Origin of the sequence: Lysinibacillus sp. FSL L8-0312 (assembly GCF_038003285.1) — a bacterium.
GTDB lineage: Bacteria > Bacillota > Bacilli > Bacillales_A > Planococcaceae > Lysinibacillus > Lysinibacillus fusiformis_D.
The window spans coordinates 437,186-452,109 of record NZ_JBBOOV010000001.1 but is presented as its reverse complement, the minus strand read 5'-3'; the positions used below and the strand labels follow the sequence as shown (position 1 = coordinate 452,109).

General features: G+C 38.5%; 19 protein-coding genes. 5 read left to right on the top strand and 14 right to left on the bottom strand.

All coding sequences use genetic code 11. The annotated features are described in order from the left end of the window. Positions 1–57: 57 nt before the first annotated feature. A complete protein-coding gene (locus MHI22_RS02275; RefSeq protein ID WP_340809793.1) occupies positions 58–984 on the bottom strand; it encodes a PD-(D/E)XK nuclease family protein in 927 nt (308 codons plus the stop codon). Between the two features lie 21 nt (positions 985–1,005). Then, complete coding sequence (locus MHI22_RS02270) at positions 1,006–1,746, bottom strand: sulfite exporter TauE/SafE family protein (protein WP_058844977.1); 741 nt, start codon at positions 1,744–1,746, stop codon at positions 1,006–1,008. 91 nt (positions 1,747–1,837) lie between these two features. On the opposite strand from MHI22_RS02270, the gene MHI22_RS02265 reads away from it, so the two are divergent. Continuing rightward, the gene (locus tag MHI22_RS02265; RefSeq protein ID WP_036127545.1) at positions 1,838–2,338 is read left to right on the top strand and encodes a DUF1648 domain-containing protein; all 501 of its coding nucleotides are present in this window, start codon (positions 1,838–1,840) and stop codon (positions 2,336–2,338) included. A 65-nt stretch (positions 2,339–2,403) separates the two neighbouring features. Here MHI22_RS02265 and MHI22_RS02260 read toward each other — a convergent pair whose 3' ends face one another. The 6 genes from MHI22_RS02260 to MHI22_RS02235 all read right to left on the bottom strand — a co-directional run bounded on the left by MHI22_RS02260 (position 2,404) and on the right by MHI22_RS02235 (position 5,502). Next, positions 2,404–3,033 carry a type 1 glutamine amidotransferase family protein gene (locus tag MHI22_RS02260; RefSeq protein ID WP_340810929.1) on the bottom strand — a complete coding sequence of 210 codons (630 nt, stop codon included), beginning with the start codon at positions 3,031–3,033 and terminating at the stop codon, positions 2,404–2,406. A 45-nt stretch (positions 3,034–3,078) separates the two neighbouring features. Beyond that, on the bottom strand, positions 3,079–4,068 hold the full coding sequence (locus tag MHI22_RS02255) for a helix-turn-helix transcriptional regulator (protein ID WP_340810928.1): 990 nt from the start codon (positions 4,066–4,068) through the stop codon (positions 3,079–3,081). Positions 4,069–4,166: 98 nt separating this feature from the next. Beyond that, a complete protein-coding gene (locus MHI22_RS02250) occupies positions 4,167–4,799 on the bottom strand; it encodes a hypothetical protein (RefSeq protein ID WP_058844974.1) in 633 nt (210 codons plus the stop codon). 8 nt (positions 4,800–4,807) lie between these two features. Continuing rightward, the gene (locus MHI22_RS02245) at positions 4,808–4,975 is read right to left on the bottom strand and encodes a hypothetical protein (protein WP_170829807.1); all 168 of its coding nucleotides are present in this window, start codon (positions 4,973–4,975) and stop codon (positions 4,808–4,810) included. Further along, positions 4,968–5,153 (bottom strand): hypothetical protein, encoded by a 186-nt coding sequence (locus MHI22_RS02240; RefSeq protein ID WP_036127572.1) that lies wholly within the window; start codon positions 5,151–5,153, stop codon positions 4,968–4,970. The genes MHI22_RS02245 and MHI22_RS02240 overlap by 8 nt, the downstream gene beginning before the upstream one ends. 169 nt (positions 5,154–5,322) lie before the next feature. Beyond that, complete coding sequence (locus tag MHI22_RS02235; protein ID WP_058844973.1) at positions 5,323–5,502, bottom strand: hypothetical protein; 180 nt, start codon at positions 5,500–5,502, stop codon at positions 5,323–5,325. A gap of 70 nt (positions 5,503–5,572) precedes the next feature. On the opposite strand from MHI22_RS02235, the gene MHI22_RS02230 reads away from it, so the two are divergent. Beyond that, a complete protein-coding gene (locus MHI22_RS02230; protein ID WP_036127562.1) occupies positions 5,573–6,265 on the top strand; it encodes a class I SAM-dependent methyltransferase in 693 nt (230 codons plus the stop codon). Positions 6,266–6,380: 115 nt separating this feature from the next. Here MHI22_RS02230 and MHI22_RS02225 read toward each other — a convergent pair whose 3' ends face one another. Then, positions 6,381–6,821 (bottom strand): GNAT family N-acetyltransferase, encoded by a 441-nt coding sequence (locus tag MHI22_RS02225; protein WP_271913073.1) that lies wholly within the window; start codon positions 6,819–6,821, stop codon positions 6,381–6,383. Between the two features lie 111 nt (positions 6,822–6,932). On the opposite strand from MHI22_RS02225, the gene pdxR reads away from it, so the two are divergent. After that, positions 6,933–8,315 (top strand): MocR-like pyridoxine biosynthesis transcription factor PdxR, encoded by a 1,383-nt coding sequence (gene pdxR, locus MHI22_RS02220; RefSeq protein WP_340810927.1) that lies wholly within the window; start codon positions 6,933–6,935, stop codon positions 8,313–8,315. 40 nt (positions 8,316–8,355) lie between these two features. On the opposite strand, the gene MHI22_RS02215 is transcribed toward pdxR, so the two are convergent. Continuing rightward, complete coding sequence (locus tag MHI22_RS02215; RefSeq protein WP_340810926.1) at positions 8,356–9,579, bottom strand: GNAT family N-acetyltransferase; 1,224 nt, start codon at positions 9,577–9,579, stop codon at positions 8,356–8,358. Then, on the bottom strand, positions 9,576–10,304 hold the full coding sequence (locus MHI22_RS02210) for an AAA family ATPase (protein WP_036127582.1): 729 nt from the start codon (positions 10,302–10,304) through the stop codon (positions 9,576–9,578). Before MHI22_RS02210 ends, MHI22_RS02215 begins: the two co-directional genes overlap by 4 nt. A gap of 604 nt (positions 10,305–10,908) precedes the next feature. On the opposite strand from MHI22_RS02210, the gene MHI22_RS02205 reads away from it, so the two are divergent. Further along, the gene (locus MHI22_RS02205) at positions 10,909–11,124 is read left to right on the top strand and encodes a hypothetical protein (RefSeq protein ID WP_089932385.1); all 216 of its coding nucleotides are present in this window, start codon (positions 10,909–10,911) and stop codon (positions 11,122–11,124) included. Between the two features lie 281 nt (positions 11,125–11,405). Next, positions 11,406–12,797: a class II fumarate hydratase gene (gene fumC / locus MHI22_RS02200; RefSeq protein WP_058844968.1), complete on the top strand. Its 1,392-nt coding sequence runs from the start codon at positions 11,406–11,408 to the stop codon at positions 12,795–12,797. Between the two features lie 137 nt (positions 12,798–12,934). Here fumC and MHI22_RS02195 read toward each other — a convergent pair whose 3' ends face one another. From MHI22_RS02195 to MHI22_RS02185, 3 genes are all read right to left on the bottom strand, one after another. Next, positions 12,935–13,129 carry a hypothetical protein gene (locus MHI22_RS02195; protein WP_036127597.1) on the bottom strand — a complete coding sequence of 65 codons (195 nt, stop codon included), beginning with the start codon at positions 13,127–13,129 and terminating at the stop codon, positions 12,935–12,937. Between the two features lie 515 nt (positions 13,130–13,644). Beyond that, positions 13,645–13,878 carry a hypothetical protein gene (locus MHI22_RS02190; protein ID WP_340810925.1) on the bottom strand — a complete coding sequence of 78 codons (234 nt, stop codon included), beginning with the start codon at positions 13,876–13,878 and terminating at the stop codon, positions 13,645–13,647. A gap of 19 nt (positions 13,879–13,897) precedes the next feature. Next, positions 13,898–14,665 (bottom strand): hypothetical protein, encoded by a 768-nt coding sequence (locus MHI22_RS02185; RefSeq protein WP_340810923.1) that lies wholly within the window; start codon positions 14,663–14,665, stop codon positions 13,898–13,900. Between the last annotated feature and the right edge of the window lie 259 nt (positions 14,666–14,924).

Here is a 14,924-nt window from a genome sequence, read left to right as displayed (position 1 = left end):
CCTAAATGACATAAAAAGAAGCGAGTGGCTATTTTAGCACTCGCTTCTTTTACTTTCTCACCTTGTCCCACACAACTCTCTAAAATTACAACCTCGACAATGCCATTTTTCTTGTGTTTGTTCGAAATCTTCCAAGTCCACAGGCTCGTTAGAAAAAATATCGGCTTGGTATTTTTTCATTGCTAAGACACTGCGTTGAAATGTATGCAAAATATTATCCATATCGTAGGCAGTAAACCTATATTTCTTCCGTTTTCCCGTTAATAAATATTCGTTATAGACCTCAATTTGCTCCAAGGATACACGGTATTTTTGCTGAACATAGTAGGCGTAGAGCGCTAATTGCTGGCGGTCATCATCAGACTCCCCGCCCGTTTTCCAGTCAACAATAATCCATTTATCTGCTCGTTCATTATAATAATGAAAGTCCATGACGACGAATACTTGGATGCCGTCTATTTTCATCGAGCGGAATTGCTCTGGTTCCCCAATACGGAGAGCGCCCTTTTGTGCCGTGATTTGCTGGAATGTTTCGCTCATCAAAAAATGGTCAAACACAAGCTGTAAACGTTCTTTATAGTCCTGCACAAGCTCTGAAGAAAGTGTGCCGTAATAATAAATTTCCTGCATCATATAGTATTTATTCGGCTTTTGCCTCCAAAACTCCACATGGCGTGTAGAATCAATAAAGGCTGCATTAAGCTGTCCACGTGCCCCTTGCATCAGCTCCTCCAGTGTAGAAGCTTTCCCTGTCTGTAGATAATCATTAATGGCCTGTTCAATATATCGGTGGACAATTTGCCCAAATAAAATAGGCATCGATTGTAGCTTTTTTAAGCGATACACCTGTTGATGGTAAGGCTCTACATTATAGCTGAGCCAGCCGTTATGTGAAAAATAATATTCATAGCCATATTTGCGAGCGCAGCTTGTCAATGTTTTATGACGCGAGAGTGACCACGAAAAGGTTGGGTATGGTGTTATTTCAAACAGGACAATCGCCTCCTAAAGCTGATGGATAAAATCATAAAGAAGCTGTACAATCAGCACAATCGTTACGATCCGCAATAATAGCTTCACTTGGTTCGCTTTCACTTTTCTCGCAAGCACGAGCCCAATTTGTGCACCAATCGTTGAGCCAATCATCAAAATAAGTGTTAATGGCCATTCAATTTTTCCCGTCGCAATATACGTAATCGCCGCTCCTGAACACATGGCAAATACCCCCACCCGTGAGAGCCCTACTGCTTTGATATAGGAAATCTTCTCATGTGCATATGTATAAAGAGCTAATGTGCTACTGCCAGGGCCAAACATACCATCATAAAAACCAACCCCAAGAAGGATTGGACCGTTTTTTCGATTCATTGTAAAGCATTCATTGTCACCAAAATCAGCTCCACCCATAAAGGACATGATGAGTGCAAAGCCTAGTAACATAATGGCAATGAACGTCAATGTTTGACTACTCATGAACGAAGCGAAAAGTCCACCAAGTGTGCCTCCAATCAAGGATACAAGTAGGACAGCACGCATTTCTGTCCAGGCTAATTCTTTTCGTTTATAAATCGTATAAAAACTGGAAAAGGCACTCACCATATTGGACACTTTATTCGCGCCAATAGCCGAATGGACGGGCACGCCCATAAGCATCATGGTAGGCAAGGTAATTAAGCCGCCACCACCCACTAATGTGCCCACGACATTCCCAATGATGCCAATTAGTAAAAACAACAAGTATTCCATAGTATCCTTCTTTCTCTAACACAAAAAGCAATCATTCTATGTTACAGTATAACAGATTAACATTTTGAATGATGAGAAATGAGGGGCAAGGATGCATACACAACAAAAAACACCCACACCGCGCTTTTGTCACCAGCTGACTGTTATAGCGGCCACTATTTTTGGAGCTGGCATCACCGCCACTCTAATCCAATATTCAAAGCTCCCTGCAACGATTCCTGTCTTACAAAGCTTTACGAATGAGCAAGCCCAGTTTGGACCGAAAATTGCGATCTTTTATTTACCCTTTATCGCACTTATGCTATTTTTACTTTTACATTATTTAGAAATGAAAGCTGCCTACCCTGTCATGCGCAAAAATAAAGCACCCCTGTCCCATAGACAGCGACAAAATGGCATTATGACGTTTTGTCTCATAAAAAATAGTATTTTATTGTATTTTACTTATTCCCTTTTCAATGACCTGACAGTGGCACTAGGTCACGAGCGTATTTTACAGCAGTGGCATGCCTACCTATTTCTTTTCGTGTTAGGCATCCTCTTTATTGGTGGCATCGTACGAGGCATTTTGTTGGAAAAGAAAATGCGATAGTGTACCTCTTTATATAAGAATAAATTTAGGAGCATGTTGTTACACATGCTCCACTGAGACCTTAATTATTCAATAGAAGACATTAATTCAAAATAGTATTTTTTTTCATGCGTTTGATAAAGATTCAACCACGCCTGTAATGTTTCTAGTCTAAACACGTCAAGTAGCCTCAAAACATGAACAGCAAATTCCAGTGGGGCTGTACCTGATGCCGTAACTAAATTTCCATCCGTTATAGCAGGGCCTTCCTCAAAATGTTTATCCCCTATATAATGTGGACAAAACATTTTCAAGTATTCTAAATCGTTGCTTGTATGTTTTCTTGAATCTAGCAAACCAATCTTTGCGAGACCCATAGTTGCGCCACATATTGCAGCTATGATAATTTCTTCGTTCAACGCTATGGATACTTTCTTCAATAGAGGATCATGTATAGACTCAAGCCATGTATTGCCTCCTGGAAGAATTAAGACATCCGTACTATTCAATTGACATTCATCAATGGAAATAGTAGGAAGTATTGTAATTCCTCCCATCGTAGTAACAGGACTTCTATCAATACCTACCGTAATTACCTCAAAAGCCGCTAATCCTTTTTTAAAATACCTTCCTGAATTCAGTTCAGCAATTAAATAGCCTATTTCCCAGTCTGACATCGTATTAAATACATAAAGATACACTCTTCTTGTATGCATAATAAGCACTCCTTTTAAATGAATTACGCTTATTATAAAAAAACTTCACTGACATTCTCCGTCAGTAAAGTTTTCAACTTGATAAAAATTAATTAGCTCATAAAGTACGTCAATCATTTTTTGCTTTAAGCTTATTGGTTCTACTATTTGTATTGATTTTCCATATGGTAATAGCAAATAGGGAACATATTTATGTAACGCTTCTTCCTCTACTAGAAATATCGCTTTCTTTGAGGTCCGTTCTTTGAGGTGATCCCTTAAAAACCAATGCTGACTTATGTCATCTACCGCATCCGTCTTACCACAAATGATGAAAGGTGTAAGTTCCCGTTTATCTTCTACTTGTGGTAGAATGCTTTTCATAAAAAAATCACTTGCCGAGAAAGGTTGTGGTCGCTGGAAGGTAATGGCTGTTTGGTTCATATTGATAATGCGGCTTACTTTAAAATTACGGATCCCCTTCCTTAAATGACAATAGGCAATGACATACCAGTTATTATTCCAATAAACTAAGCCATACGGGTTAATCAACCTATGTTTAGGTTGTTCTTCATTATTTGTACGGTACTCCATTTCAACAGATGTTTCGTTTACTATACTTTCCTCTATTTTTTTCAATATCGGCTCCATAGATGATTGAGCATTAGGACTTACAATCTCGAATCCTTCTAAATGTTGCTTAATCATTTCTTCTTGCTCTTGATTTGAAAATTTTGTTAGCTTTGATGTTGCACTATTTAATGCCTCATCTAAAAAATAACCAGCTTCTTTTGCAAAAATAGCAGCATGAAGTAATGCCGCTTTCTCATCAATCTCAAATAGAAGAGGACTTTTAATAAAATTATTCAACAGGGTATACCCTCCGTTATGACCCGCTTCTGCTATAATCGGTACACCACTGGCAGAAAGTGCGTCAATATATCGGTATACTGTCCTTATATTCATCTCTAATTTTTCAGCTATTTCTTTCGCGGTAATTTTCCTGCCTGCATGCAGCATCCATAGAATCTGCATCATATGATCAATTTTAGACAATCATTGTCACCTCATAAAATCATTTTTTCATTTATTGTAAGCTACACGAAAACAGGCTACTCGATACCGTATGTACTGGTTACCAAGTAGCCCAACTATTATTGAATGACCAAATCTTCTTCTAGTTGCTTGAAATTATGTATAAGACCATATTTCTGTATGCCACGAGCGTGTTCGATGCTCGCATCTGCAAATTGGCGAAACTTTGCTTGATCCTTTACTGTATAGGCATAGACTGCTTCGATTGCGGGTTGCATCCACGGCTGTGTTAGCTTATCACTTGTCATGTCAGCTGTTCTGCCTTCGAGTGCAGCGATATAACAATGTGCATAGCTAGCTAAAGGTTCTTTGCCAATTTTTGTTGCCGCTACTTTCGCGTCACCCAAATTCTCTTCCATGATTGCTTTAATAAATTGATAATTATACTTTACGGCAGGTTGCTTGTAATAGTCGATGATAGCATCAACTGCACGAATCTGTTCTTCCTTCGTCTCATAAGCATTGGCATAAAGTGCAGCAAAGATGGGTTCTTTTCTATGTTTTTTCACCCATTTATCCACCTGCTCCATATTGTTGGTGCGATATAAAATATGTATATGACGATAAATTACCCCTATTGCGAATAACGCAAATATCCCGAGTGAGATGGATAGTCGAACACCTGCTAATGACAGCGTAATCGCTAAGATAATAACTGCTCCATAAAAGAATGTTAGATTTACAATTTTCATATTGCCTCCTACTGTAATTTTCTACGCATTTTACGAGAAAAAATATAGCCTGCCCCTATAAAAAAGATCAAGGCCATCACTTTCATGATTGGAATAATAAACAGCTTGCTAATAAGGAATACAACGATAATATAGTAGACAACCATAGCTAGTAAAAACAATGTTAGCTTATTCACGAGGCTCACTACCTTCCTTTAGAGCCGCTTCAATCGCCGCTAACGCTTTTGGTCCCATCCCATGTAAATGAGCTAGTGTCGTAAGGTCCACTTTTTCCAGCTGCTTCAATTCTGTATAACCCGCTGCCTGTAATGCACGAATTGCTGGTTTTGCTACTCCCTTAGGCCATTCTGTCATGCTTGCACGTCCCTTCATGAAAAAATCTTCTCTGCCCTATTATGCAAGCGTCCGTCAAGAAATGCAAATAAGTCAAAATGTCATCATGATAGCATTGGAAACATAGAAAAACCTGCCGCTACCAAATTTGCGATACTATGAAGCCTCCTGTCATCCGCTCATTCATCTATCATATGACATAGCCCGCAAAGGCCGTCATAAGCACGGCTAACAAGGTCACATGAACGGGAAGTGTCCCCACAACATAGCTCAGCCAAACACGATGCCCTGCATGAAATTGCTCATTTGAAAACCAAAAGATTTCGCCAATCTCTTCAATAAAAAGCGATTTCTTTGTCCTTTCAATCATTTTCATTTATACTCAATTACAGACAATAAGGGTCTGTAATGTATATAATAAAGCAATGGAGGCTATATCGATGGATAAACTATCAACACATTTATTAGAAAAGGCACGTACATATGAGCAAAGTACTCGTATTTCGGTGCCTGCCTATGACACATTATTTGCCGTGGCTCAAGCCTATTTCCGTTCTCATTTAGGTGAACAAGAGGCATCCCTGCTAGTTGTGGGGGCTGGCGGTGGCAATGAACTTTCCGCATGGGGACCAACGAACCCTCTGTGGACATTCACAGGCATTGACCCAGCTGAGGAAATGCTCCAAATCGCTCAACACAAGGCCGTACAACTCGAATTAGAAAGCCGAGTTCGACTGCTACAAGGAACTATTGAGAGCTTGCCACAAACCACGCCAAAATTCGATGCGGCCAGCTGTATCCTCGTCCTTCATTTCATTGTAGATCGTCAGGAAAAACTACATCTACTACAAAACATTCACGATCAATTAAAGCCCGGAAAACCGTTCGTCCTTGCTTGTGCCTATGGAGACCGAGAAAGTGACGAACTACAAGATCGTATCAAAATCTGGCAAAGTGTCTTTTTAGACGCTGGCTACACAAAAGAGAAAGTAGAAAATATGGGCAAAGTCATCATGAATATCTCTTTCATTTCCGATCAAGAAATCCAACAATTATTAAGTGAAGCTGGATTCAAAAACATTACCCGCTTTTTCTCCTCTGGTCTTTTCGCAGGCTGGATGAGTCATGCCTAACACAAGGCCCCGCTATGTCTAATTAGACATGGCGAGGTCTAGCACTTTCGTCCTTTTATGAGCAATCCCATCACCAACCAATCGAGCTCCACGCTTAAGCAACCATACAGCTTAATTACCAATAAATACTATAATAATAGACATTGTTATCAATCGTCATGCCCATCTTTTCATAGAGCTTCTGTGCATTGATGTTATCCGTTGCAGTTTCAAGCATCATGTAACGAGCATTTTCCTGCTTACAGTAGACGTAGCATTGTTCCATTAAAGCCTGTGCCACCCCTTGTTGTCTGGCTTGTTTGGCAACAAATAAATCGTTTAAGATAAACGCTTTTTTCATGGCTACGGATGAAAAGAGAGGAAATAATTGAGCGAACCCTACTGCCTCATCCTCCTGATACGCAAGAAAAATAATGGACTCTGCCCGTTCTATTCGCTCACGTATAAATTGCTCCGCTTTCTGTATATTAGACAGTTGCCCATAAAATTCCCGATAGGCATTAAATAAAGGCACAACATCCTCAATGGTTGCCTGTGTCACTGTATAAATTTTCATGTTTCGATTCCCCATTTCTTTTTCATTGTCCTTCTTATATGATGGTAGTAAATAATCTGACATTCCAAAAGAAACAATTTCAAATATTTCAACATGTCAAGGTGGTATCATATGGATGACTTTATCTTTCTATTAACAGAAAAAGAGGCTAAATATAAACAAGTGTATCAGCAAATGAAAATACTCATTACACAAGGAACACTTCAAACAAACGATTCTCTGCCCTCCATTCGAAAATTAGCAGAAACGTTACAGGTTAGCCGTAATACAACGTTAACTGCTTACGAACAGCTTGTAGCTGAGGGATATATACGTGGAGAAGGACGCAAAGGCTATTTCGTCAATGCATTAGAGCCAGTTTTCTTGCAGGAACAGGAACAGCCAGTTCTATCACAGCCAACCAGCAACACAACATCATTGCTTGTAGATTTTCGTGCTGGGGCTGTTGACCAGACATATTTTCCTATGAAAACATGGCGTCAATTAGCCAATCAAGTGCTACAGGAACCATCATGCTATCAATATGGAGAGCTATTTGGAGATCCCTTGCTCAAGGAGCAGCTTGTACCGTATTTACTACAAGCAAGAGGCGTATCGACAACGAGCGAAAATATCATGATCGGCAGTAGCACACAGCAAATGCTACTGTATCTTGGCTTTTTATTAAAAGACCATTTCCCAAGCATTCTTCTGGAAGACCCTGGCTATAACGGTGCACGTGAAGCCTTCCAGTTACACCATTTCGAAATAGAGGCATTGCCAGTAATGGAAACAGGAGCACAACTTGATGTACTCCAACACTGTCAATCTCGCTTGTTGTATGTCACCCCATCACATCATTTCCCATACGGTGTGTCCATGACCATTCAGCAGCGACAAACCTTAATTCAATGGGCGCAGCAAGTCAATGGCTATATTCTTGAGGATGATTATGATGGCGAATTTCGCTATACACAACAACCATTTCCTGCCCTTGCCTCGATCGACCCTTCAAAGGTAATCTATCTCGGCACCTTCTCAAAATCGTTTTTACCTGGTGTACGATTAAGCTATATGGTCTTGCCGAATACGCTAGTACAGCCATTTAAAGAGCGCTTTGCTCATTTTGAACAAAATGCCTCGTCCCTTCATCAACGGACAATGGCCCAATTCATGGCACAAGGGGAATGGACACGTCATATTAAACGAATGCGCTTGACGTATAAACAAAAAATGCAGCACCTTGTTCAGGAGCTGCAACGACAATTTGGTCCACAAATAGCTATATTGGGCGAGCAATCGGGGCTTTATATAGTAGTGAAGGTCAAGTCTCCCCTTTCAGAACAACAGCTCATCCAGCGAGCCGAGACTTATGGTGTGAAGGTTTATCCGACAAGCCCGTTTTTTATTAATCAAACAAGTGAGGACCCATTGCTACAATTAGGATTTAGTAAGTTAACAATGGAAGAAATCAAACTAGGTGTCGAACGGCTAAAAGAGGCGTGGCAGCCATAACTGTCAACGTTATGGCTCTCCCCCTCGCACACTAAAAGGCTTAAAAATAATCAATAAATGTTGGGATACCCACTGGTAGGACGGCTTCAAGCAACGCAATTTCCTCAGCACGACCCTGTAGCCGTTCAATTTTTTCTAAATAATTTGGGCGTTTATAGCCTAACAGCATCGTAGCCAATGTTTGCACAGTTAAATGAACAGCATTATCGTTTAACGTCTCACTTACCTTTTGCACAGACAGGTTTCCATCTTTCATTTTGATGATGAATGTACCATTATTCCACGCCACAACGCGATCACTGACAGCAAGCTGAAGCTCGAAATCCTGACCGACAAAGGGATAGCGTAGTAAAAACTCTTTGACATCGACAATTCTCGCCATGAAATAAGGAGAGACCTTTTGAATAATCTCGCTATCCTCTAATAAAAAGGCCACAGCTTCATTTCCCGTTGTTTTCCCGTAAACATTATAAACCATCGAGCTATGTGCCGAGACAAAGTTCCATAAGCCTTTACGGGCCTCTTCCTGTAAATAAACGATTTCATCAATATAATAATTTTCCTCCATTATACGGTAGAACATATAGCCCTGCGCTACATCATCTTCATCATAATAGACCGCTGCCTGTAGTTGGACATCGCTATCAATGAATTTCTCCTCCCAGAAATCCTCCTGAAATTTTTCATTCCACGCAATACTATTGCGCACCATTACCCCGTGCGTTTTCTGTGCGTAACGTGCGTAAATATCTACAACATCCTCATGTTTGGGATCAACACGACGAATTTTACCAGTGAGTCCCGCATAATGCGGAAGCTGTGTATCCTTCACCTGAAACTCTACAATATCGCTCATAATTTCCCATCCCTTTTTGCGATAATAAGGGATAGAATATGGAAATAAATAGGAAATGCATTGTCCTTCATTTCGCATACTTTGCAGGCTTTCAATAATCAAGCTCTCCATTAAGCCATGCCCAGAATACTCAGGGTATGTGCCAACTGCTGTGATGCCGCCCATTTCATAAATTTTGCCATGTACATTAACCTCAAAAGGTAGACTTAAAATTTGGGATACAAGCTGTTTGCCATCAAACCAACCAATGGCATGCCCTTCATTAAACTGCCTGCTCTTGGCATTTACAAAACGGCGATCCTTGTGAATGGACATAGACATCTGAAATACATAATTCAGTAAATCAATGGACTGTGCCATTTCGTCTAATCGAATTTCTCGCATGACTAAGCCTTTTCGTTGATTCATAATTCCCTCTCCTCATCAAATAACTCACGTAAAATGGATTGCGGTGCATCTAAAAAACGTTTAGTGACGATGTAATGAATGGTATCCTCATAGCGAATCGATTCAATCTCTCCTTCATCAAAACTATATATTGTAGCATTGGGATAGCCCAGTAAAATGGGCGAGTGTGTGGCAATAATAAATTGGGCTTCATGCTCTAGATCCTTGATAATTTTCAGCAGGCTTAGCTGCCTCGTTGGAGACAATGCTGCCTCAGGCTCATCCAATAAATAGATAGCTTTGCCATTAAAACGATTCATAAATAATGCAAGAAAAGATTCACCATGAGATTGGTGGTGCAACGACTTCCCACCAAAAGCGTTATATTTCCTTGGATCTTCTAACAAATCAATATGACTGGCAAATTGATAAAATGTTTCTGATCGTAGAAAAAAGCCATTCGAGATTTTCGGCATCCACGACAAGCGGATATATTCACCCAGTGAAGACTCTGCCTTATGTACGTCATATAAATTCTGGCGACCACCACCCGCTGTATTAAAATCGCAGCGATCTGCAATTGCTTCAAGTAATGTTGATTTCCCCGACCCATTTTCTCCAACAAAGAACGTTACATTTGTCGGAAACTCCAGCTCATATAAATCCTGCAAGCTTGGGATATTAAAAGGATACATTTGTTTATTCGGAATCGTGTCCTGTAATACCTTACATGATTTTAAATACATCTCGTTTCCTCCTTTCTCTTATTATAACGAACATCGCCCTAGCTGAAACATAATACACCTATCTCATGAGTCAAAAGAAAAATAAGAATAGTCAATCAAATCATAAACACATTATATTTCTCTAAAAGAACCCATCTGAATCCCTAATCAAATCATTGTCTGAAATAGCTTACGAAATCCTTACTATTCCCTCATAATCCTATGAGATATTTCCCGAGAAATAAATAAAGGATATGTCGAAAGTTGCAATTCTCATACGTAGAATTATGTCATATTTTTGATTTTCAAATAAAATAAAACCTTTTGTTGGTGAAGTATTTCAGAATGAACCACGCTTTCTCCGCAACAATCATTGGTTTTCCTAGCAATTGGCTCATTGTAATGATTTTATTGCGCAGACATTTTGGGAGATTACTTATGGGGAATGCTTTATGAAGCATGGTTCTCTCACATGATGAGCAATTTGGAAATCTCGGTGAGCGAGTCCCTTCAATTGATGAACGCTTAAAGAAGTTCCAATCTAATCACCCACTTCACCAAAAGTTCTATCTACTATGCCCCACTCATAAATTGAGTAACATCAAATGTTAGAAGGAGAAGAGCGATGTTTGTGACTCATTTTTATGAAAACAAGACGTCTGTTTTAAGCCAATTGCTCGTTAAACTGCCTACAGTGGAAGAGGATATTCGAATTAAAGGGCGCAAAGCCAAGGTGATAGAGGTACTTCAAATGGATGACCATAATTTTCAGGTTAAGGTTTTATTTGAAAAAATCCCTAAAAAACAACCGTTGAAAGAAATCGGAAAGAAAAAGAGATAACGCCTCAAAGCGCCGTTTATTTCTTAGAAATTCGGGAAAACCAAAGATAACGATTGCGAATTATTCTCATCATTAATTTCTTCAAGAAAAACCGTTGACTTTTTAATTGATAACAATTATCATTATCAGTAGATTATTTCTTTTCTCCAAATTGCTTAATTCAGAATCCCCCTCTTTTTTGAATAAGCATGTATCAAACGGATATTCTTACATCAGACTAAGAGTATCCGTTTTTATCTGTATATTAGGAGAGTTTTACATAATAAAGGAGCTGTTTGAACATGGATTATCGTATTGAAAAAGACACAATGGGTGAAATTAAAGTACCTGCTGATAAAATTTGGGGTGCGCAAACACAGCGCAGTAAAGAGAATTTCCAAATTGGTACAGAGCAAATGCCGATTGAGCTTGTGCAAGCCATGGCTATTTTAAAGAAAAGTGCTGCGATTGCGAACAACAAACTAGGCAAACTTTCTGATATTAAAACGAATGCCATCGTACAGGCTGCAGATGAAATTTTAAATGGTCAATGGGACGATCAATTCCCACTTGTTGTTTGGCAAACAGGTAGCGGTACACAATCCAACATGAACGTGAATGAGGTCATTGCACACCGTGCGAACCAATTATTAAAGGACGCTGGCGAAGCTGATATTGTTCATCCAAATGATGATGTCAATAAATCACAAAGCTCAAATGATACATTCCCAACAGCATTGCATATTGCAGCTGTGTTAAAAGTGGAAGATTACTTATTACCACGACTTCGTCTATTAAAATCAACGTTAGAAGACAAAGCAGCCCAATTTAAAGATATTATTAAAATTGGCCGTACGCATTTACAGGACGCGACACCTCTTACATTAGGTCAGGAAATTAGCGGCTGGGCAGCCATGCTAGCAAAATCCGAGCATATGATACTCCAAAATATTGACTACATGAAGGAGCTTGCGATTGGTGGCACAGCTGTTGGTACTGGTATCAACGCTCATCCTGAATTTGGTGATCGTGTAGCAGCAGAGATTAGTGAACTAACAAGCAAACAGTTCACATCGGCTGCGAATAAATTCCATGCCTTAACAAGCCATGATGAAGCTGTTGTTGCTCATGGTGCATTAAAAGCATTAGCAGCTGATTTAATGAAAATTGCTAATGACGTTCGCTGGCTTGCGAGTGGCCCTCGTTCTGGTATTGGCGAAATCACAATCCCTGAAAACGAGCCAGGCTCATCGATTATGCCAGGTAAAGTAAACCCTACTCAAAGTGAGGCTATGACTATGGTTGTCACACAAGTAGTCGGCAATGACGCGACAATTGCCTTCGCCGCTTCTCAAGGGAACTTTGAACTAAACGTCTTTAAACCTGTTATTATTTACAACTTCTTACAATCGACTCGCCTATTAGCCGATACAATGAAATCATTTAACGACCATTGTGCTGTAGGAATCGAGCCTAACACAGAAGTACTAGATCATAATTTACAAAATTCATTAATGCTTGTAACGGCATTAAATCCATACATTGGTTATGAAAACGCAGCAAAAATCGCGAAAAAAGCGCACAAAGAAGGCACTACTTTAAAAGCAGCAGCTATCGCAAGTGGTTTACTAACAGAAGAGCAATTCGATGAATATGTAGACCCAGCAACGATGATTTATCCAAACGTCAAATAAAATAAATGCAAGTTGATATATCAATGTTTTAGATCATGTCCCCTATTTTGAGCCTCGGCTAGAAAATACGGTATGATTGCACAAGAAAAAAGATTGGAGCTAAAAAGCTTCAATCTTTTTCTTTTTGAAGCCCATCATTACTCTTTAATGATTTGCCGTTTTCTATAAAAAATCAGAGCTAAACTCGCAACAATTAAAACGAACATACTAGCAATCAAAAAGAATAAAGATAACATTCTCTTTTCTCCCCAGTTGTTAAATGCTTGTGAGAAGCCAATAAAAGCCATCAAAAAAGATAGTACCAATTGTAGCTTTGAAACTTCTTTAAACAATAGCATACCCACCTTCTTATTCACCTGATAATGTGAGGTATTAAATGCAAATGGAGAATAATAAAACCGTTGGAATGTGAGTGGATGCCCTACCAACAGATGTAACTTAACTGTAAAAACTGATTTAACCTGTTAAGCTTTTGGTATTGGCCCTACTTAGTCAATTTCTTTTTAAGTAATTTATTATTAGATATAGCAACTTCTATAATATAAATCATACATATTGCTAAAAATAATAGAGACCAATTGATTTTTCCATCCAGTAAAAGCGTATAGATAACTGAAATCACACAGTATAATAATATAATACTAGCAATAACTATGCCTTTTTTATTCTTCATTTTCTCAACCACTTTCTCTTTTCTACAAGCTACTAATATCAAAATATCCTAACTTCATTATACAATATTTAACCATTTTTGTATTATTAAACATATTATATCTGAGCATCGATAATGAAAAAAACACCTGCCGAAGCAAGTGCATTCTAAAACATCAATCCAAAATTGGGCACATTAATAAAAGCATTGTTCTCCAGAGTACACGCTTAAATGTTCAATGGCTAATGCTATTGCACCTTCCTCCGTTTCAACCAAAGTCAAATCTTTTTTTATTGGACGCCAATACTCATATCCATACTCTTCTTGCCACATAAATACTTCTATAGTATAGAGACAATCCTTACGTTTAATAATTTGAACTTTATATTGGCTACTCTGAGACATTATTTCCTTTATCAATTGTTCCATCCATTCACACTGTCATCCTTTAGCTCGCTCGCCTACATTGTATAGCGCTTTCTTTTTCAATAATCCCCTTTTGTATTGTCACTTTATTTATTTTCACTCCATTTTCTGGCGTATCAGTCAACATTATATGGATTCTATCAAAAGGAACATCACCATGATGTGCACTATAATTTAACGCACTTGCCTGAACAATATGTCTCCTTGTATTGCCATCTATTGTTTCAACTTTATCGATTTTTGGACACATGATAAAATCTGCGTAAGTTTCATCGAGATAGGAAAAATATTTGCTATATAAAGTTTCTTCAAGCAACTCATCTTTTGGTGCTCCAACACTTTCATATTTCCAGCCAACTAAGAGCCAATCATAAAGTTCTACTGATTTCAATCGAAGCTTTTTATTATTACTTGTATAGATAACCTCACCATCTGCAATCGTACATGTTTTTACTTGGTTTTGGGATACACAATTATAAGCTGGTTCAATAACTGCAACGTCTCCGTTTTTTAGTTTTATTTTCATTATCGAGATGATGGAAGTTTGATTTAACTCTAACTCATTTGCTTCTTCGGAAGGGCTTGATGTATTTATCCAGTTAACAATCTTATCGATAATCACTTCCTCATATCCATCATTTTCCTTAAACAAACGAGTTTCCCCGTTTAAACGATTTACTTGAATAAATGAAACATCTACTTTTTCCAATTTTGGTTGAATACTCGCCTTTACTAATAGCAATTGTATCGGGAAAAATAATCCAAAAATCACCATGACTAGTATGACCAACCTTCTCAAGAATTATCGCCACCTCTAATGTAAATTTTGTAAGTATTTTTCCCTTATATTATAAATAAATATTTAAGCAAATCCATCAGATCCCGATACAAAACAGAACGTCATTCAATAGCCTTTCTTGTTCTTCTAACCTGCACTGAGCCTAAGCAACTCAATGCTCTTTAGTTAACGTCCCTGTTAGTATATTTTCACTCCTATATACTCTTTTCGGAAAATTTGATAAATTAATAGTAAGTACTGTTTAGAAGGT